The organism is Bradyrhizobium sp. 157, assembly GCF_023073815.1.
Taxonomy (GTDB): Bacteria; Pseudomonadota; Alphaproteobacteria; order Rhizobiales; family Xanthobacteraceae; genus Bradyrhizobium.
Map to the genome: position 1 here is coordinate 24,423 of NZ_JADPKF010000095.1, position 21,765 is coordinate 46,187.

Consider the following 21,765-nt stretch of genomic DNA (forward strand, 5'->3'; position numbering starts at 1 on the left):
TTAATTAGGAACCAGCGTTGATGAGTTGTCACTGCCCTTTTCGTTTGTCCAGATGGCTGGCCGCCTGCGCCGCGGGGCGCTCTTGATGACTGCCTCGGTGTCGCGGCTGCAGACGTCGGTGATCGACATGCACCCGGACCTGGTGATCTGGCTGATTCAGCCGCTGGCCGACTAAGGCGACGCTGCTGCCCAGCCTAATCTCGGCTTGCTATATCCCAACGGCCAAGGCGTCCCGCAGGACGCTAGCATTGAAGTGGGTTCCTAGCCGCTGCCGACCAGGGAGTTGGCGCTGCCCAAATCAATTTCAGATGCCTATATGCAAAAGGCCAAGGAGTGTTGCAGGACTACTCTATGCGCATTGGCCGACATCGCGCGATCACAACGCGACCTACACTCGAGACTTGGTCGAAAGACAGATGACCCGCGCTCAAGTCGCCGAGGCGCAGAAGCTCGCACGCGAATGGAAAGCCGATCAGTAGCTGGCCGCCATCGCCATGCTCGCCGACCAGCATTAGCCACTTTATGGCGGTCTCCCAACCTGATATATTGCGAAAAATCCCTTGATCCCATGACACAGCTCACGCCCCCATTGCGCGGACAACCCCGGTGTGAACCACGCCCGCACTAAGGGGGCAGTGGCGAGAAGCGATAACCCCCACTCGGTCCGCGCCAATCCCCGGAAATGGCCCAAAAGCAAAGGTCGGGTGCCAAGACGGTTCGCTACTTCGCGTCCGGTCTATGCCGCGACGAAGGGCTCCTCCCCTAAGCTGGCGGCTCTGGCGCTCACGCGCTGCAGTCGTTTCCGCTCGCAGGGCCACTCGTCATTTCAAAATCGGCCACGGGGGACGGGGAACGGTTTCTAGGTTAGCTGGTTGATCGCCCGTGTCGATCTGGAGAAATCGACATGGTCTAAGATTCCTTCGGCCTCGGTCGCCCCGGGCTGGGGCCGCTCCTTTGGGCCACCAGAATTCACCATGAGTGGGTGATGGGCGTGCGTGACGGGCTACAACGCGTTCTTTGCTGACGACGTCAAAACGCCAGGACCGGACCCGATAGCACCTCGAGCAGCGCCGTCGCCGCGCCGGCGTCAAACGCCGCGGCATTGGCCGGTGAATTACTGGCGCGCTCATGCCGACACACTCCCGCACATCGATGGCTTCTTGAGTTGACCCTTGCGCTCGCGTCGCGGTTCGGCAATCGTGCGCGCATTAATTGGCAGGAGGCACATGAAAGCATGGAGCAGGCGGAGCAAGCCGAGCACGCTTCAGGCTCGAACAAGAAAATCGCGCTGCTGATCGCCGTGATCGCGTTGTTCTTGGCGCTGTCGGAAACGCTGGGCAAGGGTGCGCAGACCGAAGCCATCAGCAAGAATGTCGAGGCTTCGAACCTCTGGGCGTTCTTCCAGGCCAAGAGCATTCGCCGCACCACGGTTCAGGCCACGGCGGAACATGCCAAGCTCAGCCTCGGGAGCATCGGCGACGATGCTGCGAAAGCGGCCCTGCAAAAACAGATCGACGACTGGAACAAGACCGCGGCGCGTTACCGTTCGGAGCCGGAAACCGGGGAAGGTTCGGAACAGCTCGCCGCGCGCGCCAAGCGCGCCGAGCACGAGCGCGACCTTGCGACGGCAAAGTATCACCACTACGAAATCGCCTCGGCCGCCTTCCAGATCGGCATCGTGCTGGCTTCGGCCACCATCATCACCGGCATGATCGTGCTGGCCTGGGCGTCAGGCGCATTGGCGATCGCCGGCATCGGCATTACCGCGCTTGGCCTCTACGCGCCGCATCTGCTGCATCTGCATTGAGCGGCTGGACTCTATTCGTCATCATCCGCAAAGGCGGTGATCCAACTCCGCGGCGTCAGCTGTTGGCATAACGGCGACCAGAGTAGGGATCGCCCGGTCCCGGCTACGTCGAGGCTTCGCTGGGGCTTGCCGTGCTGGGGCGCCGAAGCTTTGGGGGAGGCGGCAAGCCGGCGATGACAATTGGGAGCGAGCGGCTTGAGCTGCATTAATCGGCTTTGTTACCCTGATAATCGGGCTTCAGCAGGTTGCCGCGCGCGGGCTCGCTTCCGCCATACATCAATCGGAAGTTCGTGGTGTGGTCCTGGCTCTGTGGCCAGAGGGAGGACCTGCAATGAGATGGTATGCCCGCTGCGACAATAGTCGTTGGGTCTGCGAGGAGCATCCGGACCAGCCGTAGTTAGGCGCGCGCGTGTACCTGCGGCGCTGCCGGAGCGCCCTGCCCGGTCTGCAATCCATCCGATGAGTCCACCGCGCCGGATCTTCCCGAGGTATTTCAGGCGGACGTCGAAAGCGCTGCGCAGTTGCCGCGCGACACTGGCGTCGACATGGATGATCCGGACCGGCCGGAGATCGAGCATTTCGGAAACTGTCCTGTCTGCGGCGAGCTCATCGACATGCGCGAACTTGCCCAGGTGATCGCGCATATGCACGCCACCGCGAACGGGCAAACACTAGGCGTGAACCCATAACCTGCCGGGCGGACCGCTCGCCACCCGAGCTGGTTCGTGGGCCCGCGACGCCTACCTGAACGGCTGTTCAGGAACCTGTTCCCGTTTTAACGGAACGTGTGGAGTTCTTGAAACGTTGACTGCGCCCATCCACCAATGCGGAGAGATCGCATGTTGAAGAAATCGTTGATCGTCGCCGGCACAATATTGTTTGCTTCGTCTGCGTTCGCGCAGTCGCCGACCACGAAGAACGCTCCCGGCCAGCAGATGCAGAAAGCACAGGAAAGCGGCCAGCCGTCCACGGGTCCGGGCGCTTCGGAATATACACCGGGCCACAAGGTGAAGGCTGCCAAGAAAACCGGAGCGAAATCTACCGGACCGGGTGCCTCTGAATACGCGCCGGGCCATCAGAAAACGACCGGCTCATCCACGACCACTAAGAAGTAGTAAGCTCTCTTTTCCGGGCAAAAGGAATGACTCGGCAACGTAATGGTGCCGGGCCTTGTGAGAGGCTTCCAATTATAATGTTCTGGGGATTTCCAGTGATAGTTGCGACACTACCGATGTTAGATGCGGTCGCGATCGCCAACAGGTAGGGAATGGGGTTTCGCTTTAGCCGTGTCACGAGTTCGAGCACGAGCGGGGTCATCACCAAACAGATCGCATCGTTGACCAAGAATGCTGAGAGAACCCCGGAAGAAAAAATTACCGTTCCAAGCAACGTTATCGGCCGTCTAACGTGGGCTGTGGTCCAGTAGGTGATGACCCGAAAAAAACCTGACGAGACAGCGGTTCCGCACTCAGAGCCATATCGTGCCGCGCGGGGCACGCAGGACACAAGGTTTCGTATGGAATGCGTGTCCGTTCGCGTCATTCGCCCTGTTTTTTCGGTTGGCCACGCCCTTCCGGTCCACCCCGATCAGCGGACATACTCAGGGTACGTCGGCACGTCTCAAACGTGCCATCAACGGAAGTCACCGAAGAACTTCGATTCTATGAGGTTGTAGATCGCGCTCGAATATCCGGGCCGTAAGTGCGCGCTGAACACGCGTTCATGAACCTAACAACGGGTTCTCGCGTTTGCTTCCAGGGCAACAAACAAGGAATCAAAAAACGGAGCAACGTCCATGCGTAAAGCGCTCTTGGGTGCGGCAGGTGCACTAGCTCTTGCCTCGCCGGCAATGGCCAACGGAGTAACGCCCTATAGCGAAGTTCCGAGCTATGGGCGGGAGACTCACACGTACGAGTACCGGACGCCGCCACCTGTCGTTGTCGAGGAGACGGCTCCCGTTGTCGTGGTTCGCCGGCCCGTCATCGTAGCGCCGCCGCCAGCGGTGATTGATGAATATCCGGTCTATGCGGCACCGCGCGTCTATGTGGCACCTCCTGTATATGCGTATGCTGGTCCGGGTTGGCGTGGCGGATGGGGCTATCGACGTCACTTCCGCGGCGGTTGGTAAAGTCTCGAATATGTAAGGGAGTAGGCGTCCAGCGCTTCGGCTGTTTCGGGGAGCGTCTCGGGCCACACCTCGCTGCCAATGCCGGTTCACGGACTGGCGCTGCCCTCTCTGTCGAGTTGGGCCATTCGCGACAATCGGCAATGTCCGAGCGACTTCCGCTTTCGCCCTGAAAGCCGACATCCATACCAAGCTTCGGCATGTCTCAAAAGGGGCCAATACCGGAACTGACAAGCCTTATTCGATCACCTCGTCGGCTTGAAGGAGCAACGCGCGCGGCAGTTGCAGGCCGAATTGCCGTGCAGCTTTTTGGTTCACGACCAACTCAAATTCGGTTGGGGCTTGAACAGGCAGTTCGGCAGTATTGGCACCGCGCAAGATTCTATCAATATAGGATGCTGCGCCTGCGATATTCTTGTCGATATTCACCCGGTACGACATGAGGCCGCCGGCGTCGCAGAAGGCGCGAAGCGGGTAGATCGCCGGTAGCCTGCACTCTGCAACCAGCGCAGTAATCTGAACACGTCGGACAAAAGTGATCGCATCCGGCAGAAAAATGAGCCCACCATTCGGCTCATCTTTGAGCGAGCGAATAAGACGATCAGTGTCGGAGCTATCACCGCTCGGTGTCTCAATCGAGGCAATCCCTACTTTGCTCGCGACTTCATCAATTGACTTGCGAAACGCTGAGGAATTGTTGCCCGGTTCAGGGTTATATACGAGCCCTATGTGCTCGACGTTTGGCGCCACTTCCTTGATCAGGGAAACCCATTTACCGCCGAGGGATGGTTCAAATGGCGTAAAGCCAGTTACGTTGCCCCCGGGCTTCGAGAAGCTCTCGACGTAATGCATTCTGACTGGATCGCTGACCATCGCGAAAACGGTCGGAATGTTAGAATGTTCGGCATGCAGTGCGGCCATAGATGTGTTGCCCACTGCGAACAGAACATCAGGCTGCAAAGCGAGGAGCTCCCGGGCATATTCCTGTGAGAGATTGGTATCGCCCTGAGTTATTCGATATTCGATCTGGAGAGTTTGGCCGAGTATCCACCCCTTCTCTCTGAGAGTTGTTTCGAGAACGTTAGCTTGAGTTGGCGTGGCCATGAGAGCCCCGACACGACGCGCACGGCCTTGAGCGCTCGCGCGGCCGACGTTGGCGAGCATCGCAAGACCGAGAATGAACTCCCGCCTCCTCATGCGCTCCCCTTAGAATTTAGATGCGCTAATGATATCGCGCCGCAGAAGAGGCGGATAGGGCTTGTGTCCGCGTTGGGTCATTTTGAGACCTCGGCTCGGACCTGATCGATTTCCGCTTTACCCCCTAAGAACAGCCTTGACCTGACGGGAACGTCAGCTCCGCGACGGGCCAAGACCGACCTCTTGGCCGGTAACGATCATGCTCGTTTGCGCCAAATCCGGAAGCTGCCAAGCGTTCAGCTCCATCCCCTAGGGGCCAGTAGCCGAGACTAATGCAATGCGCGACGTGTCCGGGCGACCCGCCCTTTTTGACTTCACTTGATGTTCTAGTTGGACGATCATCGAGGTATGAGCAAGCTCGTACGGCTGTTCGACGACCGACTTGCTAGTTAGCAGGAGAGCGGCTGCAAAAAGCGTTGCCACTGCAGCTGTCGCAAGCTGTAAAGGCATTTGCGGCCTCCAAGTTCATTTAGGCCATTGCGGCGAACAGCAAATAGGCCACATAGGTCGCCGAAAGAGCCAAACCCACTATTCTCGCCTCTTGTCGTCCGTCCATCTGCTTCTCCGATTTCAATTCCAAAAAATGACCTTCCCCACAAACGAAAGAAGCCCCGGTTCATTGAACCTCGCCGGGCTTCTTACGTTCGGTTTCACCACTTCTGGCGATCGAACCAGTCGTTGATCTCTTTTCTGGCTTGGTCCTTGGCGTAGCCATACCGTTGCTGCAACCGGCCTTCTAGCTGGTCCTGGCGGCCATCGATGACGTCGAGATCGTCATCGGTAAGCTTTCCCCATTGCTGTTTGACCTTACCCTTTAGCTCTTTCCAGTTTCCCTCAACGCGATTCCAATCCATCTCCGTCCTCCCTCGTTGCTGGGAATGATAACAGGGCACGGTACGCTTTCGTTCCGATCCGCAAGCCCCAGCAACAGGCGCGTTGGTTCCCCAATAGGGCCAGCGCAGATCAAGTTGGAGGATGACGCGGCATTCCGAGAACTGCAGCCCATTTCCGGCGCCAAGCTTTCGATGCAGTGTCATAGTGGTGCATCTCTGCATCGTCTGGTGGCGGCCACCGCCCCTGCCGGATAAGCATCGCAGCGCAGCAGCGCCGCGTCTCGCTGCTGCCTTCTGTGCAGAGGAACCAGTGCTCACGGTTTCGAATTGTGCATTCAAGAGGAAACACAGGAGCAATTCATCAAACGTGCTCTTGATCGTGTGATTACGGGAGCAGTTTATGCACCAGCTTATCTATCTCATTGGATTGATCGTGGTGATCCTCGCCGTTCTTTCCTTCTTCGGTCTACGCTGAGCCAGAACCATGACCACCATCGAAGAAGAACTGGCTTACTCCAGCCCCGCACCCTTTCTGGCCTGGACGCCGGCCGTCGCCGGCGCGTTGATCGCCGCAGCCTTCTCAACGGTCCTGATCGCCTTCGGCACCGCCATTGGCCTCGGCGTCGGATCGGCCGCACCGAGCTGGCGCGACGCTTCGGTCGCACTTTGGCTGCTGTCGGGCTTCTATTTGATCCTGGTGGCGTTGATCAGCTTTGGACTCAGTGGCTATGTTGCCGGGCGCATATCGTCGAATCGGCCGGCGACAGACTCGGGCGGCATCGAACTCCGGGACGGCCTGCATGGCCTGGCTGCCTGGGCCCTCGCCGTCGTTCTTACCGTCCTGATCAGCACCCTGATCGCTAGTGCGGCCGCATCGCGCGCGTCCAGTGCGCAAAACATGCCTTCCGCGACGGCGGCGGAGCCTTTGCTGAGCTACGAGCTCGATCGCCTGTTCCGGCCAGCGCGACGCAATCCCAATGCCGAGACCGGCATGGAGCGCGCGGAAGCCGGCCGGATCTTGCTAACGTCGTCCAGCCATAGCGGCGTCGCGGCCGAAGACCGTACCTATCTCGTGCAACTGGTGAACGGAATTGCCGGTCTCGCCGGTCCGGATGCCGAGCGCCGCGTCGACAACGTCATCGCTGCCTCAAAGACAGCAATCGCCCGCTCCCGTCGCAGCGCCATCATCGCGGCCTTTTCGGTCGCGGCATCGGTCCTGCTGGGCGCTGTTGTTGCATGGCTCGCGGCCTGCGAAGGCGGACGGCATCGCGACGGAGCGGCGCCTGAATGGCTGGCTACCCGTTCTCTCGCACCGGGGAGACCAACCGTCCGTTAGTGTCGCCGCACAGCGTTTTCACCAGCCAGGTCAAAATCCGACGTGAGCTGAAGTCCTTTTTGGGTCATTTTCCGACTTCGGCTCGGTCCTGAGCGATGTCCGCCTTCCCCGCTCTGAACAGACTGAGCCTCACGGGAACATCAGATCAGCAAAGGAGCCGGTATCGGACATTAAGCGAGCGGTGCTTGGAACGGCGTCTGCTAACCTCGCTTGCGATTAGTCACTACCTGCTATCAGCGCCAAAACCTGTTAACCGGCGCAGCAGTCGCTCCAGCGCCACGCCAATGGCAAGGCCAGCGACCACGTCGCTTGCCCAATGCGCCAGCAGCACGACGCGCGTTGCCAGCAAGCCCGCTCCGATACTCCATACAGCGTTGCGTTCCGTTCGGGGCAGCCTGGCTGCCGCGCTGGCGAGCGCCCCGACGTGAACTGCGTGTCCTGAGGGGAAGGCGTCCAACGGATTTCCGGAAATTGGAACGCCATGAAGATGCCCAAGCACCGTCAGCCTATCGGGCCGTCGTTTGTTGAAGATCGCCTTGAGCAGGTGCGGCAGGACACTTGCTGCGACGGTCGTGAGGAGAACATGATTGGCCGCCAGCCGCTGCCTGGGACGTTGTCGCGTATACAGCCACCAGGCCACGGCGGCTGCAACAAGCAAGTTCTCATCAGCGCCCCATGTCGCGATCTCTACCGCCCTTTCGATGCCAGGCCTGGTGTGCCACGCGATTGTCCGGGCGATTTCGAGGTCAAGATTGGTTGGTGAAATCTTGAACGGCATGCCTAGCAACGTCATGAACCCCTGCCCGTTCCCATTGATCAGGAACATAAAAGCCGCAATCGCTTTAAAATGCCATGGAGTACGCAGTGCGATTCATCGCCGGGGGCCTTGTGGTGCTGGCATTTGCAAGCCTTGCTGATGTGCTGCGCCCCAAGAGTTTTGCAGGTCTTTTCAGCGCGGCTCCTTCGGTGGCATTGGCGACACTTGCGCTCGCATTCATCAAGCAGGGCGCCGACTACGTCGCCATCGAAGGCCGCTCTATGGCTATCGGGGCTCTGGCATTTGCGCTGTTCGGCTTCATCGCATGTCAGCTGATCATGCGATTCAGTTGGAGCAGCTTTGCGGCCTCGGCCACCGCGCTTCTGGTTTGGTTCATCGCGGCGCTAGGCATCGAACAGCTATTGATCGGATGACGTGAGAAATGATCCGGCTCAGGTTTTCGGCGCTGAAGGAGACCCGCTGGTTCGAATATCCGGTGCGCTTTGCGCTGGGTGGCCTTGTCACTTGTCTGGCAGGCCTCGTCGCGGATTTTGGCGGTCCGGCCCTCGGCGGTCTTTTCCTGGCATTTCCCGCGATTTTCCTTGCGAGCGCTCCCCTGATCGAGTCTCACGAGCGGCGGCGAAAACAAGAAAAAGGCCTGTCCGGTACACGCCGGGGCCGGCAGGCTGCGGCCCTCGACGCCGCCGGAGCGGTATGCGGCAGCCTTGGCCTTTTTGCATTCGCTATTGTGATGTGGCTCACGACGGCGGCACTGCCATTTTGGAGCGTTCTGGCATCGGCGCTGGCGGCCTGGATCGTGGTGTCAGCGACCGCGTGGCGGATGGGTTACTTCATTTGACCAAAGTCACACTAATGTCGTCGGAAGGACAGACATTTTTTACGACTCTGAAATTGGCGTTGCCGTAGCCGACATCTTCCGCGTTTCTATTCCGGGACACGGAGACGACGCTGAGCTTGTCCACGGAAGCAACGCGCCCGGCATCTCCGAGCTCCAAGATGCGGAATTAGCAAATCCAAGAAAGCGCCTGTCGCGGCACTCGATAGGCGACGAACAACGAGGTTTTCGCGGACACGCTGGACGGCTGCTTCCAATTCCCAGAAGCGTAGACGATCCCTGCGGCCACCCGGAGGATTTGGTCTGGAGTCCGCTTAGGGTCAATCGCGTCATTTTGGTCGTCGGCCGACTACTTCCGGTCTTCCCCTGTAAACGGACGTCGTCAGGGCCAGTGAGCATGTCTCAAAAATGCCAAGAACGGACATGAGTCGGCGTTGAAGCCGAGGCTCCGCCGGCGACGCCGATCACGGACCATGTCAGCTACAGATTGGAAGCGGCACTTTGGATCCAAACTTCAATGCTCTGTATGTGAATATTGATCGCTTCTTCGACGCTGACATGTTGGTCACGGCTGTTCATGTTTGCATGCGCAATTGTTAGATCAATATCCACCCACATGGATGCCAGTGTCCCTGCCGGAAGCTCGTCGATTGCTGCACGCCGTTCCGGCCGTCGGTCGAGTTCATCGGGATCAAGCTTTTCAAGCAGGTCGACCATCGCTTGATAAAGCTTGCCGTATCGCTCGCTCATCTCGAAGAATGGCGCGAGTTGCTGGTGATCGAGATAGTCCTGCACGGTTCCCGAAGTACCGTAGATGCCTGCGGTGTGGGGATGCGGCGTCAGATGGCCGAATGATTCCTCTCCATCCGGCGAGACCCATCGCGCCAACGGATAAATGCGGCAGGCAAGCGGCCGATCCGGGTGCACGCTGCAACCGCGCTCTCCAAGGAAGCCGCAATCGCCATTTTCGTTCGTCCGCAGGACGGTACCGCCAGCCTCCGTATGGTTTGCGATAAACTGCGTCGTCGAGATGCCGAGATAGCGCGCAAGACGCAGGATTTCGTAGGGGCTGACGCGGATCGCCTTGTTCCGGCAGCACCGATTGCAGGCGTGACAGGCGTAGGAGAACGGACTGTCACGCTTCATATTGAAGTCGACGCGGGAAACCAAATCGCCGTAGGCCATGATGTCGCCTCCTATGGAATACGGATGTAGGGCCCGCGTGGGACGTCTTATTGTTTGATTGGTGCAGCCCGGATCTTGTCAACGATCTCCTTGGTCAGGTCGGCGCAAGCGCGCATCGGCTCGTTTTCCGCGCATTTGACATCCACCGTCGCTGCACCGTCGCTTTCGACATCGACCCTGATGCGGCCGGCCTTGCCTTCGCGACGTCCTTCTTTGCCTTCCCACTTGCCTTCTGCTTTTCCCTCGCCCTTGCCTTCACCTTTGCCTTCGCCCTTTCCCTCCATTTTTCCTTCACCCTTGCCTTGCGCGTAGGCGTTGGAGCGCATGCCGAGCGCAACGCCGAGCGTGGCAATGCCTGCGGCAAGAGTCAGGGTGGCGCGGCGGGACACGCCGGGTTTGGAGGTGTCATCGTTGTTCATTGTGGTCTCCTCTGGTTGATCGCCCCGGGATGGTGCGAACGGATTGATGACGGTGGCGCAGCGTTCATGAGGACACCGCGGAAAGTGCGACAAGGGCCAGCAGCAGCGCCGGCGGCATGACGATCAGGCCGAGCTTGAGGAATTGCCAAGCCGCGACAAATTCTCCCTCGCGGCGCAGCGCGATGAGCCACAGGATGGTGGCGAGCGAACCGGTGACGGAGAGGTTTGGTCCGAGATCGACCCCGATCAGGATCGCGCCGGTGACTTGCGCCGGCGCCTGCGCGGCCTGGCTGGTGGTCGCAGCAACCAGCCCCATAGGAAGGTTATTGACGAGGTTCGATGCGACAGCGACGCCAATACCGGCGATCCACGATGTGGTCTGCGGCGAAGCCATCGCGGCGTCTTTCAGGGTGCCAGCCAGCGACGGCAGCACGCCGGTCCGGTTCAGCCCTTCGACCAGGATGAACAGCCCCGCCGCCAGCGGCAGCACCGACCAGGAAACGTCTTTCAGGATTGGCATCGGCGACTGCCGGCCGACCAGCAGCACGATGACGGCCATGGCGGCGCCGGCGACGAACGTCGGCAGTCCGAGATCGCGGCCGAGCGCCGACGCGCCGAGCAGCACCACGGCGGTCAGGGCGATCCCGGCTGCCGCGAGCTGGCCGCCAACCGTCAACGGCGGCATGTCGCCGACGGCAGCGACGGCCGCGCCGAGCCGGCGGCGCTGCGTCAGCCGCAACGCAATGTAGGTCGCGGCGATCGCGACCGCCGACGGCAGCGCGAAGCAGCGCAGCCAGTCGGATAGCGGTGGCATCTGCGCGCCGAACACCACCAGGTTGGCGGGGTTGGAGATCGGCAGCACGAAGCTTGCCGCGTTGGCGATGAAGGCGCAAATAAACAGGTACGGCAGCGGTTCGACTTTGGCGGCACGCGTCGCCGCATAGACGGCCGGTGTCAGCACCACTGCCGTGGCGTCATTCGACAGCAGAACCGTCACGGCCGTGCCGACGACGTAGACGATCAGGAACAGCCGCTTCGCCGAGCCGTTCGACCATCGCACCGCTTGCGCCGCCAGCCAGTCGAACAGGCCTTCCTTGCGCGCCAACTCGGCCAGCAGCATCATGCCGATCAGGAAGAAGTAGACGTCCATCCCCTTGGCGGCGGCCGCCAGCGCATCGGGCCATGGCAGCAGGTCGAGTAGCACCAGGAGCGCAGCCCCCGCCGCCGCCCAGATGAACTCCGGCAGATTCCAGGGCCGCGCGATCACGCCGAAGGTCGCCAGCCCCGCGATGCCCCAGGTCGCTGCGGAGACGCCGGCCATCACCGCGCTCCCGCGGTAAGCGCGCCGGCAATTGCCGGGTCCGACGAACGATGCGGCCAGGCGCAGGCGGGGCGGAGCATCGATGCGAAGCCCAGCCACAACGCGATCGATCCCAAGGCGAAGCTGCCGAGGATGAGGAACATCGCGCTGTAGCCAATTTCCTCGGCGATCCATCCCCCGATCGCGGGACTGAGCGATGCGCCGAGCCCCTGCACGGTCATGACGGCGCCATGTCCCACGTTGACGCGCCCGGTACCATCGAGGATGCGCGCGACAAGACCGGGCACGGCCACGCTCTGAAGTCCGGCGCCGATCCCGTCGAGGATCTGCACGGGATAGACTCCCCACTTGTTCATGACATGGGCCGCGATCACGCCGCGGACCGGCAGCGCGATGAATGAGACCAGCAGCACCAGCCAGTAGCCCTGCTTCTCGGCGAGCCGCATCGCGATCAGGGAAGCGAGGATCATCGTGCCCTGGGCCACGACGATGGTGATCGCGACGAATCCGGCTGGGTCGCCTTGCCTGTTCGCGACGACGGCGAGCCCATAGAGCGGCAGCATCGCGCCATTGCCGAGATGGAAGCAGGCCAGGGCGGCGGCAAGGATCAGCAGCGGCTTGCATTCGAGAAGCACGGCGATGCCGCCGACCTTGCCACCCTCGCCGACGGCAGGATGGAGACCGCGCGCCTCATCGTCGTCGATCGAGGCGCCCGGTATCGTCAACACGGAGGCGATCGAGAGCACCCCGAACAAGGCGGCCAGCCAGAACACCGCGGTGAACCCGAACTGCCATCCGAGCAGACCCGACAGACCCGCGCCCACCACGTTGCCGGCATGATTGAGCGCCTGATTGTATCCGGTCTGCCGGTTGAAGCCGGCCTGACGAACGATGCCGAGCGTGATGCCCGATACGGCGGGCCCTATCGCCGCGCCTGCCACGGCGGTGGCGACCTGCGACACGGTCACCAGCCAGAAGTCTTGGGACAGCAGGATGAGGCCGGACGCGATCACCGTACAGATACCGGGGACGAGGACGTAGAGCTTCTTGCGTCGGGTCGCATCGACCAGGGCGCCCGCAGGCGCGGTCATCAACATCCCGGCCACGCCGCCGACGGTCATCACCGTTCCGATCAGGCCGCTCCGCCAGCCATGCGCCAACAAGAAGACACCGAGAAACGGGCCGATGCCCGCCTGCATGTCGGCCATGAAGAAGTTCAGCGACAGCAGCGGCCAGATGGCCTTCGATGCCGGCTTGTTCGAGGGTTGGGTCACGCTGCACTCCGGTCGGTCGTCGAAAGCGCGGTCGCTTCGCGGCGCGCGATCGGGGTGGCTCACCATTTCCTTCCATTCCTGTTCGGCCCCAGCTGGGTTCCCAAAAGATGCCGCTCCGGCCACGCCCCGATGCTGCCGGCGTCGCTGCCCGTCGAGTTGCGCTCGGCCGCCACATGCGACGCTACATCGATGGTGTCGGTGTCCTGATTGCGCTGCTGATCGATCACCCGGACGCTGAGGCGGAACGGCCCATCCGGCGCAGTAAGCCCAGCGCGGAACAAGCCGCCGTTGCCGCCGTACATTGGTCGCCACGCCTGATCGTCGATTTTGAATTCGGCTTGCGCGATCGGAACGGCGCCCCACGCGGAGGCTCTGACCTCACGGCAGACGTTTCCCGGGCCGGAATGCGGCGCAATCGCGAGCCGTCGGTCGGCCGGCGAGGTGATCATAACGAACGGCCACGACGATTCGAGGGTCTTGAAGCGCCAGCTGACGGCGCCGCGGTCGACGGCCGCGAAGGCGAAGCCGACGTCGCCTTCCTCGATCTGCCCGGTCGAGCGCGCGGCGGCATAGATGGTCCGGCCGTCGTGGCTGATTTCGTTGTAGTGAGTGTGACCCATGCTCACCAGCGCAACGGGGCCTTCGTCGAGCATCGCCGCAAGTTCGGCGGCCTCCTCGCCCAGATCGGCGGGATAGGCATGCATGAACACGACTGCCGTCCTGCCGTCGCGCTGCGCGGCGTCAAGGTGACCACGCAGCCAGACCAGGCGCGCGGCGCCGAGCCGGAAATCCGGACCACCGGTCCCGCGCGACACGACGTCAAGAAAGACGCAGCGGCAACCGGACGTCTCGACGACGTAGGGCAGCTTTCGGATGTGAAGGCCGCCATAGAAATTGTCGAGCGATCCCGGCTTGAAGTCGTGGTCGCCCGGTATCGCATGCCATGGCGCGATCAGGCGCGAGACCTCGTGGTGGACGATGCGGAATTGCTCCGGCGTGCCGTCGTCGGCGTTGTCGCCGGGCAGGTAGACGAAGTCGATTTTGCCACCGGTGTTGCTGTTCACCTCGTCGACGATGCGGCGCAAATCGACATGGTTCAGCAAACCAGCCTCGGTGATATGCAGATCTCCGATCTGCAGGAAACGCAGCGGTTTTTCGGTTTCGTGAAACATTGCATCCATCTCAGGGGCTACCAAAAAGTGCCGATCGCCGCGCGGTGACGCGAAATCACGTCCGGCGCGCGGCAATCGTTATCCGGCGTGCGCGTGTTTTGGGTCGGGTTTGGGTCCGGGCTTCTCGCCGTGCTGCTTCGGCCCCTTGTGATCCGGGCCTTGCTCGGGCTTCTTCGGGCCGACCGCCTTCATGGTTTCGGCTGAAGCGCCGATCTCTCGAGCTTCGACGACCGTTCCGAACGACGTCGTCGCACCTTCGCCGGCCGCGGCAATCTTTGCACCCTTCACCAGCAGCTCGGAAAACCTCTCGGCCTCATGCGGCGGCAGCCTGATGATGCGGCCATCCTCGAGCACGGCCCCGCGGGTCTCGCCCTTGGGTCCATGAATCGATCGCTTGACGATGCCTTGTGCGGTCAAGGGGCCGTGTTTGGCCTTCTCGAAGGCATCGTCGTCTTCGCGCGCGTCCGGACCATCGTCGAGAATGCGGCCCTTCGGGGTATCGATCGCGACGGCGGCCACCATCTGGACGCCGCGCGGCCGAACGCCACGCACCTTGACCTGGCTGCCGGGACGGACGTCGCGCAGCAGACGCGCCGACAGATGCGGCGGCACATGCACCTCCTCGCCGTCGGTCAGCAGAAACCCGTCCGCGCGGCCATGCTTGTTGACGAGAAACTGATCTACGGTGCCGGTGATTTCGGGCAGATGGTCGGGATCGATCCAGTGCATTTGCAAGCTCCTTGCGTGCGAGTGTCCTGACAACCTCTTCGCAAGGCGCATGCCAACGGCTTAAGCCGCTGATTTATCGTGAGTTATCGAAGCGGAGGCGATCAAGAACGTCGTCTTTCACGACGCCCGCCGTCGTAAAAGCGGACGCTTCAACGATGGGATAATCGTCCAGGCTCTCTAATCCCGGGCGTTGTCCCTGATGCTGGAGCGGATGCACGGGAGGACGGGCCCAGTGTTCGTGCGGCCTCAATCCGGGTCCTTGCGTTTACCGAGACCGAATTTCTTGGCTTTCGCATGCAGAAGCTGTCGGTGAATGCCGAGGCGCCGCGCGGCCTCGGCCTGATTGCCCTTCGATTCCGCCAGCGCTTCGGCGATCAACCGGCGCTCCAGCTTTTCGACGGCGGACGGAAGGCGGCCATCCTCGCCGCCGTTCTCGTCGGCATCCGGTGCGGGCGACGCCGCCAGGAAAACGAGATCGCTCTCCGCTACGATTTCGCTGCGGCACATCACCGCGACGCGTTCCATGGCGTTCCTGAGTTCGCGCACATTGCCTGGCCAGGCATGACTGGCGAGCCGCCGCGCAGCTTCCTCTGACAACTGCTTTTTCGGCGACGAGACCAGTGCAAGAAAATGTTCGGCGAGCGGCAGGATGTCGGAAGGCCGTCCGCGCAGCGGCTGAAGTTCGATCGGCACCACGTTGAGACGATAGAACAGGTCCTCCCGGAAGCGCCCCTGCTTCATCCATTGCTCAAGATCGCGATGTGTGGCCGCAACGATACGGACATCGACCTTTTGTGGCTTGCCGCCGACCGGCGTCACCACGCGCTCCTGGATGGCGCGCAGGATCTTGGCCTGCATCGCGAGGTCCATGTCGCCGATTTCGTCCAGAAAAAGAGTGCCGCCGTCGGCTTCGCGGAAGGCGCCCTTGCGCTCGAGGATGGCGCCGGTGAAGGCACCCTTGACGTGACCGAAGAGTTCGCTCTCCAGCAAATCCGGCGGGATCGCCGCGCAATTGAGCGCCATGAACGGGCCGTTGGCGCGCGCGCCGACGCGATGGATGGTCCGGGCGACAACTTCCTTGCCGGTGCCGGTTTCGCCGGTGATGAGAACGGTAGCGTCGCTGTCGGCCACCAGGCCGATGGTTTTCTGCACCTCGCGCATGCCGGGGCTCGAGCCGATCAGGGTTTCCGGAAGGCCATCCGCGTCGGAGAGGTCGGTGGTTGGAGACCTTCGAGCACGCGACCTGATCATGCGGGTCAACAACGAGGCCAGGTCCTCCCGACCAACGGGCTTGGTCAGGTGGTCGAACGCACCGAGCCGCATCGCCTCGATGGTGTTTGCCGCCGTTGCGTAGGCCGTGATGATGGCAACGGGGACATTCGCCCCATCGGCGGCGGCACGCAGCCGAGTCAAGACCTGGAGACCGTCCATGTCCGGCATCCGCAAATCCAGCAGCACGGCATCAATCTTGTTCGCGCCCGCAATGGCGAGCGCTTCGCGTCCGGAGGCCGCATCCAGCGCTTCATGTCCGAGATCGCGAACGGCCTGCGAAAGTCCGTCACGCAGGTCCTTTTCGTCGTCGACGATAAGCACTGTGGTCATTGGTGCGGCCCCATCGGAATGTCCAGGGTAATCGTCGTTCCGTCGTTGCGGTGCTGAACGCTTGCGCTGCCTCCGTGAGCTTCAGCCACCTCGCGAACGAAGGCCAACCCCAGTCCGGTTCCGTCAGGACGTCCGGTTGCGAACGGTTCGAACAAATGCTCGCGGATTTCCTCGGGAACTCCCCTGCCGGTATCCGACACCGACAACCGCAATCGGCCGCCCTTGAGCTCCGCGCGCAGCACGATCGGCGCTCCGTCGCGCGAATTCTGGATGGCGTTGAGGATCAAATTGTCGAGCGCACCGCCAACGGCAGCGGTGTCGAACTGAACCGGCGCAAAACAGTCCGGAACGTCCACGGAAATGGGCCTCCTCCGGGCCTGTTCGCGAAACAGGGAGGCGTGGGCGGCAAGAAACTTGCGGACGTCCGTGACCGGTTCACGCTTGATCTCGGAGCGCTGCACCGACCGAAGCAATTTCTGCAGCAACTGATCCATTCGGCCTACCTGCTGGACGACGACGTTCAGGGCGTCGGTCGATCTTCCCCGATCGGCCTCATTGGCAAGCGCGTTCTCGGCCTTTAACCGCATCGCGGCGATCGGGTTTCGTATCTCATGCGCGACGCCGGCGGCGACCCGCCCCAATGCGGCCAGGCGCTCGCCTTCCGCGACGCGCTGCTGGAGGCTCTCCGTTCTGCGGCGGGCTTCCATGGCTTTTGCGCCAGCTGCGTTGATGGCTTTCACAATGCGGTCGAGATCGCGTTGCCCCGTCAACTGCAGGACCGGCAGGTCTTCCGCCCCAGTCGCGAGCGCCGATTCCACCGCACGTAGCCGCCGCGACCAGCGCCATAGAACGCGCGCCAGCAAAGCCGCGGACCCCAACAGCACGATCAGCAGAAAAGCCAGTCCGGTGGTCGCCAGCAGAAATGGCCGGTCCCCAACGGTGACGACGCGGGTCATCGTCCACGCAGCAACTCCAGCCTCCATGTTAGCAAGCGGGCACGCTTGGATCAGGAGTACTTGCGACCGGGAATCCCGTTGCCACTCGAACGGGCGCCACGCCGCGGCCGAGGTCTCAGCAACCTGCCGAATGGTCGGCTCCTCCGCTTGCGGAAGGTCGGTCTTTTGCCCGCTGCCCTCGTAAGTCGGGTACGCATACGCGAGCGAACCTAAGCCGCTCTGCCACACACCGCCTTCCACACCAGGGAAAGAAGTAAGTGCACGGTCAACGGCGACAGCGTAGTCGGCTTTCGCCCCAGCCCTAACGGTCGCGCCAGATGAGCCAACCTCGCGAACGATGGCCTCACAGGCTCGGGCGATGTTCGTAGCTGCTCGATAGGTTCGCTGGGTCGTCGTCTCTTTGTAAAGTGCGACAAGCATTGCGCCCACGACCAGAGCGCCGACGAGAAATAGCCCCCAGCAGACTGCAAACCAGGCGACAATCGAACGGGGCAGTATCACCTCCCAAGCCGTCGCGAGGACAGAGCGTATTGGATACGCGAGAGCCGATTTATAACCAAGTTCATCCAGAAAGGCAGTGTTGCAAATGTCCGTTGAGGGTCAGTTTCGGGCCTGGCCGTCGTCCAGACCAATGGCCGCTTTTTCCATCGAGAGCAGACGTGAGCGGCAGGCCGACCCAGGTCTGTTTGGATGCCACAACCTGCTATTCGCCTACCCGCACTCGGCGCCATCCTCGACATCCATCGGGTTGGCCACGGCTGTTCACGAGTCGCAAAGTGCGGTGTCGGATCGAATTGTCCGCAACGCTCGGCCCGCCCGATATGTTCGGAGGCCGCGGCCTAGGCTCGCCCACCTTCTTTGGGCAGTGGCGGATCCCGCCGCTCTCCCACAGTGCCGGGCGCAGTGTCCTCGGCCTCTCCCCGCGGACGCTGCGCCTCGTCCAGCAGTTCTTCCAAAGTAGTATTCTTGAAACGAAGCCGCTTCAGCATGGCGTTGCTCCCTCGGACGCTATTTTGGCGGATGCAGGCCGGGTGACGTTAGCCACTCATTGATGTGTGCAGCTAAATGAACATCGCGAGCTTTCTTTAAGAGAAGCTCGCGCTCCTGACCGGGAGGAAGTATCTTCGCCTGCGCCTGGGCTCGTTGAGCCTCTTGGAGAAGGGGCTCCTCAAGCGAAGCCATTTGCTTAAATCGACGGCGCTTCATGTCGGGCCTCATCCTCAATTCCCCTGCCCAACATTGATCTATTAACCCTGCGCGCGGTGACGGGTTTCCGTCACTTATGACACTCTCCCAAACGAATTAGGACATCAGCTAGGAACGATTGATCCCGGCGGGCGTTGGCAATATTCTCGTTCTCCCATGATGCCACGTTCATCCTTGCCAAGCGTGGCCGCCCCCGCTTGAACCAAATAGGAAGACATCATCAGGGCCTCGGCCTCACGCTGCTGGGCCGTTTCGTTTGGGGGCGCTCGCGGAGGGGAATTTAGGACACTCCGTATCGACGGGCGGCATCGCGTAGGTACTTTGGGAGGGACAAAGGCCCGCGGGTACGCGGGACCGCCCGCCTTTAGCGTATTTCGCGATCGCGTTTTTCGCCTTTGCTTCCTCGATCGGGCCCGATTTCCCGGGCCATAAACAGCCCTACAGGCGGGTAAAATGGATGCTTTGACGAGCAAGCCGGCCGTGGAAACATGGCCCGTCGATCGTTTACGGCCCTATGAGCGGAATTCGCGCCGGCATTCGCCCGAGCAAATCGAGCAGATCGCGGCGTCGATCCGGCAATGGGGCTGGACGATGCCGATCCTCGCGGCCGATGACGGCATGGTTTTAGCCGGTCACGGGCGCCTAGCCGCCGGCAAGCTGTTGGGATTTACCGAGGTCCCGGTCATCGTCGCGCGCGGTTGGACCGACCAGCAGAAGCGCGCCTATGTCATCGCCGATAATCGCCTGACCGACGCGAGCGATTGGGATGACGACATGCTGCGGCTCGAATTGGCCGACCTCGTGGAAGGCGGTTTCGAGATCGCGCTGACCGGCATCACCGAGGACGATCTATCGAAGCTGTCCGTCGGCGTCGGCGAGCTTGAGCAGATGCCGGAACTACCGGACGGCGATCGGTCGCCGTTCCGGGACATGACGTTCATCCTTTACGGCGAGCAATTCGGGATCGTCGAGCGCGCCATCGCCAGGGCGACCAAGCCGCGCGACCCGGACAATCCCAATCGATCGCCGCAAGGCAATGCGCTCGCCGCGATCTGCGCCGAATATCTCGGGCGCGTACTGATAAATCGAGATTGATTGGTGCGGCTTACTCGATGTCCGCTACGCCCCGATACCAACCAAATACCGCGGCGCAGCGAAACGACGCGATGTGCCGAAATGCAATCGAAATCCCATTGAAGTCCCTCGAGGACAGGTAGAAATCAACGACTCTCTGAACGAGGGGCTCTCATAACTGGGTATGAATACTGGGGAGCAATGAATTTGCTATCAGTCTGAGCGTGAAAACCGACCAGCTCCGGCGCATGCGCGCCGGAGCTGAATAAAGAATCGTTTGCAAGCTTCACTTAACAGTCACGTCCTTTCGTGTCCCGCCTTCGATGATTACAAACTCGAAATTGCCGTCAACTCTACTCGCTCCGCTCAAGCTCGGATCCACTTCCGTGAGATAGACGATCGCACGATCAGCCGAAGCCTCTGTGACCTGGGCGACATACACGCGCTCGTCCGCAGTGGCATGTCTACGCGGCGTGACCAGTACGACTGGTGCCTGCTTCAGCCCTCCTGGAAAACTGAAGATGAGTTCGAAATCACCCAGGTTGCGTCTCCTGGCTGCGATATCGAAGCCACTTGCGCTGATGTAGGAAACGTGGCCGATCCATTGCCCTCTCTCATTACGGTGTTCAAGCGAGCCCACCGCAAGCACGCGTGATGCGGCCACGGGCACTGGTGTAGGCCCCTGAGCCGCGGCGGTAGCTGTCAAAGCGAAGAGCGCAGTTACAATTGCCAGAATGTGTCTACGCATGGGCTTTCCCTCTAATGACTTCGTGTGGTTTACGGATTGTGCGGCTGCAATGCCGCGCGACTAGCATAGCTGTTTGCGTTGTCGGGGCATGAAGCAGTCGAAATCAATTTGGCTTGATCGTGCTTGTGGCGTCCAATCACGTCGTGAACATCAAGCAGCTTCTTTCGGTCTCGGTCGGCATCTAGCTACGCGCTTACGAGTCCACGCCTTAAGGAGCGCCATGGGAGAGGCTAAAGAAATCCGCGTCGCGCCAATCTCGAAGAAAGATGCCGACGCGCTCATCATCCGGCTGCACTACAGCCACAAGAGCGTCAACAATGCTTTCCTCGCGCTCGGCGTATTTTTGAGCGGCCGCCTCGAAGGCGCGATGACATTCGGCCCGTCAATGGACAAGTCGAACATCCTTGGACTCGTGCGCGATACCGCATGGAACGGCTTTCTCGAATTGAACCGGCTGGCGTTCTCGGAGGCGCTGCCCCGCAATTCCGAAAGCCGCGCGCTTTCGATCGCGCTGCGGATGATCAGAAAGCACTATCCGCACATTGAATGGGTGATCTCGTTCGCCGATGGATGCCAGTGCGGCGACGGGACGATATATCGCGCAGCCGGCTTCGTGCTCACCGGGATCAAGCTGAACAAAAGCTTGCTGCGACTGCCCGATGGGAGCGTGACGCACAAGATGACGCAAGTGACCGGAAAGAACCGCGCGGCGCACTTTGCCAAAACCGGCGGATCATGGTCGGGCCAGGGCGTGCCGCTCGATGGCTATCAGATGCGGTATATCTATTTTCTCAATCCAGAGGCGCGGGCGCGGCTCGTCTGCAAAGAAATCCCATACGCGGAGATCGAGCGGCGCGGCGCCGGCATGTATCGCGGGATTGCGCGTGGTAAGCAGGCGATGGCCGATCACCAATCGGAACAGCGGCGCGGCAGCAGCGACCACCACGCTCCAGCTTGAGACCGACATGTCGGGTTTTGGAAGAGAAGCAGAAATTATGTGCTCATTCCGAGCCTTACCGGTTGTGACCGAAGGGCGACATCCCACGAACAAAGACCCTTTTGCCGTGTGCGCTGCGTGGACAGGCGCGCTCGCAATGCTCGGCTTTGTGTCCTAATTCCCACACTGCGACTAAAAGAGGGTCTGTTTGTTTCTTTTCGAACAGACAGC

General features: G+C 61.3%; 22 protein-coding genes and 1 pseudogene. 10 read left to right on the forward strand and 13 right to left on the reverse strand.

Annotated features, from left to right (window positions below; all coding sequences use genetic code 11):
• The first annotated feature begins 25 nt into the window (after positions 1 to 25).
• The 4 genes from IVA95_RS30220 to IVA95_RS30235 all read left to right on the forward strand — a co-directional run bounded on the left by IVA95_RS30220 (position 26) and on the right by IVA95_RS30235 (position 2,922).
• Positions 26 to 175 (forward strand): hypothetical protein, encoded by a 150-nt coding sequence (locus IVA95_RS30220; protein ID WP_247513813.1) that lies wholly within the window; start codon positions 26 to 28, stop codon positions 173 to 175.
• A gap of 1,059 nt (positions 176 to 1,234) precedes the next feature.
• Entirely contained in the window at positions 1,235 to 1,807 is a 573-nt protein-coding gene (locus IVA95_RS30225; RefSeq protein ID WP_247513814.1) for a DUF4337 domain-containing protein, read from the forward strand.
• A 545-nt stretch (positions 1,808 to 2,352) separates the two neighbouring features.
• A complete protein-coding gene (locus IVA95_RS30230) occupies positions 2,353 to 2,496 on the forward strand; it encodes a hypothetical protein (RefSeq protein WP_247513815.1) in 144 nt (47 codons plus the stop codon).
• Positions 2,497 to 2,646: 150 nt separating this feature from the next.
• Complete coding sequence (locus IVA95_RS30235; protein ID WP_247513816.1) at positions 2,647 to 2,922, forward strand: hypothetical protein; 276 nt, start codon at positions 2,647 to 2,649, stop codon at positions 2,920 to 2,922.
• A 58-nt stretch (positions 2,923 to 2,980) separates the two neighbouring features.
• Here IVA95_RS30235 and IVA95_RS30240 read toward each other — a convergent pair.
• Positions 2,981 to 3,256 (reverse strand): annotated as a pseudogene (locus IVA95_RS30240) (SLC13 family permease); the annotation flags it as partial.
• 346 nt (positions 3,257 to 3,602) lie between these two features.
• On the opposite strand from IVA95_RS30240, the gene IVA95_RS30245 reads away from it, so the two are divergent.
• Positions 3,603 to 3,935 (forward strand): hypothetical protein, encoded by a 333-nt coding sequence (locus IVA95_RS30245; protein ID WP_247513817.1) that lies wholly within the window; start codon positions 3,603 to 3,605, stop codon positions 3,933 to 3,935.
• A 234-nt stretch (positions 3,936 to 4,169) separates the two neighbouring features.
• On the opposite strand, the gene IVA95_RS30250 is transcribed toward IVA95_RS30245, so the two are convergent.
• Positions 4,170 to 5,129 carry an ABC transporter substrate-binding protein gene (locus IVA95_RS30250; protein ID WP_247513818.1) on the reverse strand — a complete coding sequence of 320 codons (960 nt, stop codon included), beginning with the start codon at positions 5,127 to 5,129 and terminating at the stop codon, positions 4,170 to 4,172.
• A 650-nt stretch (positions 5,130 to 5,779) separates the two neighbouring features.
• Complete coding sequence (locus IVA95_RS30255; protein ID WP_247513819.1) at positions 5,780 to 5,983, reverse strand: CsbD family protein; 204 nt, start codon at positions 5,981 to 5,983, stop codon at positions 5,780 to 5,782.
• Between the two features lie 463 nt (positions 5,984 to 6,446).
• On the opposite strand from IVA95_RS30255, the gene IVA95_RS30260 reads away from it, so the two are divergent.
• Entirely contained in the window at positions 6,447 to 7,298 is an 852-nt protein-coding gene (locus IVA95_RS30260) for a hypothetical protein (RefSeq protein WP_247513820.1), read from the forward strand.
• A 223-nt stretch (positions 7,299 to 7,521) separates the two neighbouring features.
• Here the strand turns inward: IVA95_RS30260 and IVA95_RS30265 are convergent, their stop codons facing one another.
• Complete coding sequence (locus IVA95_RS30265) at positions 7,522 to 8,124, reverse strand: phosphatase PAP2 family protein (RefSeq protein ID WP_247513821.1); 603 nt, start codon at positions 8,122 to 8,124, stop codon at positions 7,522 to 7,524.
• A 38-nt stretch (positions 8,125 to 8,162) separates the two neighbouring features.
• On the opposite strand from IVA95_RS30265, the gene IVA95_RS30270 reads away from it, so the two are divergent.
• Positions 8,163 to 8,489, forward strand: a complete 327-nt coding sequence (locus IVA95_RS30270) for a DUF3147 family protein (protein ID WP_346658077.1) — start codon at positions 8,163 to 8,165, stop codon at positions 8,487 to 8,489.
• An 8-nt stretch (positions 8,490 to 8,497) separates the two neighbouring features.
• A complete protein-coding gene (locus IVA95_RS30275) occupies positions 8,498 to 8,914 on the forward strand; it encodes a DUF3147 family protein (RefSeq protein ID WP_247513823.1) in 417 nt (138 codons plus the stop codon).
• 477 nt (positions 8,915 to 9,391) lie between these two features.
• On the opposite strand, the gene IVA95_RS30280 is transcribed toward IVA95_RS30275, so the two are convergent.
• The 8 genes from IVA95_RS30280 to IVA95_RS30315 all read right to left on the reverse strand — a co-directional run bounded on the left by IVA95_RS30280 (position 9,392) and on the right by IVA95_RS30315 (position 17,989).
• Entirely contained in the window at positions 9,392 to 10,096 is a 705-nt protein-coding gene (locus IVA95_RS30280) for a YkgJ family cysteine cluster protein (protein WP_247513824.1), read from the reverse strand.
• 47 nt (positions 10,097 to 10,143) lie between these two features.
• Positions 10,144 to 10,515, reverse strand: a complete 372-nt coding sequence (locus IVA95_RS30285; protein ID WP_247513825.1) for a hypothetical protein — start codon at positions 10,513 to 10,515, stop codon at positions 10,144 to 10,146.
• Between the two features lie 64 nt (positions 10,516 to 10,579).
• Positions 10,580 to 11,836 (reverse strand): arsenic transporter, encoded by a 1,257-nt coding sequence (locus IVA95_RS30290; protein ID WP_247513826.1) that lies wholly within the window; start codon positions 11,834 to 11,836, stop codon positions 10,580 to 10,582.
• Entirely contained in the window at positions 11,836 to 13,110 is a 1,275-nt protein-coding gene (locus tag IVA95_RS30295; RefSeq protein ID WP_346658078.1) for an MFS transporter, read from the reverse strand. Before IVA95_RS30295 ends, IVA95_RS30290 begins: the two co-directional genes overlap by 1 nt.
• Positions 13,111 to 13,169: 59 nt before the next feature.
• Positions 13,170 to 14,282: a metallophosphoesterase gene (locus IVA95_RS30300; protein ID WP_247513827.1), complete on the reverse strand. Its 1,113-nt coding sequence runs from the start codon at positions 14,280 to 14,282 to the stop codon at positions 13,170 to 13,172.
• 78 nt (positions 14,283 to 14,360) lie between these two features.
• The gene (locus tag IVA95_RS30305; protein ID WP_247513828.1) at positions 14,361 to 15,011 is read right to left on the reverse strand and encodes a hypothetical protein; all 651 of its coding nucleotides are present in this window, start codon (positions 15,009 to 15,011) and stop codon (positions 14,361 to 14,363) included.
• A gap of 246 nt (positions 15,012 to 15,257) precedes the next feature.
• Positions 15,258 to 16,613 (reverse strand): sigma-54 dependent transcriptional regulator, encoded by a 1,356-nt coding sequence (locus IVA95_RS30310; RefSeq protein ID WP_247513829.1) that lies wholly within the window; start codon positions 16,611 to 16,613, stop codon positions 15,258 to 15,260.
• On the reverse strand, positions 16,610 to 17,989 hold the full coding sequence (locus IVA95_RS30315; RefSeq protein WP_247513860.1) for a HAMP domain-containing sensor histidine kinase: 1,380 nt from the start codon (positions 17,987 to 17,989) through the stop codon (positions 16,610 to 16,612). The genes IVA95_RS30310 and IVA95_RS30315 overlap by 4 nt, the downstream gene beginning before the upstream one ends.
• Positions 17,990 to 19,228: 1,239 nt before the next feature.
• Here IVA95_RS30315 and IVA95_RS30325 point away from each other — a divergent pair.
• The gene (locus IVA95_RS30325; RefSeq protein ID WP_247513831.1) at positions 19,229 to 19,870 is read left to right on the forward strand and encodes a ParB/Srx family N-terminal domain-containing protein; all 642 of its coding nucleotides are present in this window, start codon (positions 19,229 to 19,231) and stop codon (positions 19,868 to 19,870) included.
• A 265-nt stretch (positions 19,871 to 20,135) separates the two neighbouring features.
• On the opposite strand, the gene IVA95_RS30330 is transcribed toward IVA95_RS30325, so the two are convergent.
• A complete protein-coding gene (locus IVA95_RS30330) occupies positions 20,136 to 20,597 on the reverse strand; it encodes a hypothetical protein (RefSeq protein ID WP_247513832.1) in 462 nt (153 codons plus the stop codon).
• 88 nt (positions 20,598 to 20,685) lie between these two features.
• Between IVA95_RS30330 and IVA95_RS30335 the strand changes: the two genes are divergently transcribed.
• Positions 20,686 to 21,555, forward strand: a complete 870-nt coding sequence (locus IVA95_RS30335; protein WP_247513833.1) for a hypothetical protein — start codon at positions 20,686 to 20,688, stop codon at positions 21,553 to 21,555.
• Positions 21,556 to 21,765: the final 210 nt, after the last annotated feature.

Bases quoted from the DNA above. Each gene is read 5' to 3' on its own strand.
- IVA95_RS30230 (WP_247513815.1), top strand. From the start codon at position 2,353: ATGGATGATCCGGACCGGCCGGAGATCGAGCATTTCGGAAACTGTCCT.
- IVA95_RS30315 (WP_247513860.1), bottom strand. From the start codon at position 17,989: ATGCTTGTCGCACTTTACAAAGAGACGACGACCCAGCGAACCTATCGA.
- IVA95_RS30325 (WP_247513831.1), top strand. From the start codon at position 19,229: ATGGATGCTTTGACGAGCAAGCCGGCCGTGGAAACATGGCCCGTCGAT.
- IVA95_RS30290 (WP_247513826.1), bottom strand. From the start codon at position 11,836: ATGGCCGGCGTCTCCGCAGCGACCTGGGGCATCGCGGGGCTGGCGACC.
- IVA95_RS30280 (WP_247513824.1), bottom strand. From the start codon at position 10,096: ATGGCCTACGGCGATTTGGTTTCCCGCGTCGACTTCAATATGAAGCGT.
- IVA95_RS30275 (WP_247513823.1), top strand. From the start codon at position 8,498: ATGATCCGGCTCAGGTTTTCGGCGCTGAAGGAGACCCGCTGGTTCGAA.
- IVA95_RS30335 (WP_247513833.1), top strand. From the start codon at position 20,686: ATGAAGCAGTCGAAATCAATTTGGCTTGATCGTGCTTGTGGCGTCCAA.
- IVA95_RS30285 (WP_247513825.1), bottom strand. From the start codon at position 10,515: ATGAACAACGATGACACCTCCAAACCCGGCGTGTCCCGCCGCGCCACC.
- IVA95_RS30260 (WP_247513820.1), top strand. From the start codon at position 6,447: ATGACCACCATCGAAGAAGAACTGGCTTACTCCAGCCCCGCACCCTTT.
- IVA95_RS30235 (WP_247513816.1), top strand. From the start codon at position 2,647: ATGTTGAAGAAATCGTTGATCGTCGCCGGCACAATATTGTTTGCTTCG.
- IVA95_RS30265 (WP_247513821.1), bottom strand. From the start codon at position 8,124: ATGTTCCTGATCAATGGGAACGGGCAGGGGTTCATGACGTTGCTAGGC.
- IVA95_RS30225 (WP_247513814.1), top strand. From the start codon at position 1,235: ATGGAGCAGGCGGAGCAAGCCGAGCACGCTTCAGGCTCGAACAAGAAA.
- IVA95_RS30305 (WP_247513828.1), bottom strand. From the start codon at position 15,011: ATGCACTGGATCGATCCCGACCATCTGCCCGAAATCACCGGCACCGTA.
- IVA95_RS30250 (WP_247513818.1), bottom strand. From the start codon at position 5,129: ATGAGGAGGCGGGAGTTCATTCTCGGTCTTGCGATGCTCGCCAACGTC.
- IVA95_RS30245 (WP_247513817.1), top strand. From the start codon at position 3,603: ATGCGTAAAGCGCTCTTGGGTGCGGCAGGTGCACTAGCTCTTGCCTCG.
- IVA95_RS30255 (WP_247513819.1), bottom strand. From the start codon at position 5,983: ATGGATTGGAATCGCGTTGAGGGAAACTGGAAAGAGCTAAAGGGTAAG.
- IVA95_RS30310 (WP_247513829.1), bottom strand. From the start codon at position 16,613: ATGACCACAGTGCTTATCGTCGACGACGAAAAGGACCTGCGTGACGGA.
- IVA95_RS30330 (WP_247513832.1), bottom strand. From the start codon at position 20,597: ATGCGTAGACACATTCTGGCAATTGTAACTGCGCTCTTCGCTTTGACA.
- IVA95_RS30300 (WP_247513827.1), bottom strand. From the start codon at position 14,282: ATGTTTCACGAAACCGAAAAACCGCTGCGTTTCCTGCAGATCGGAGAT.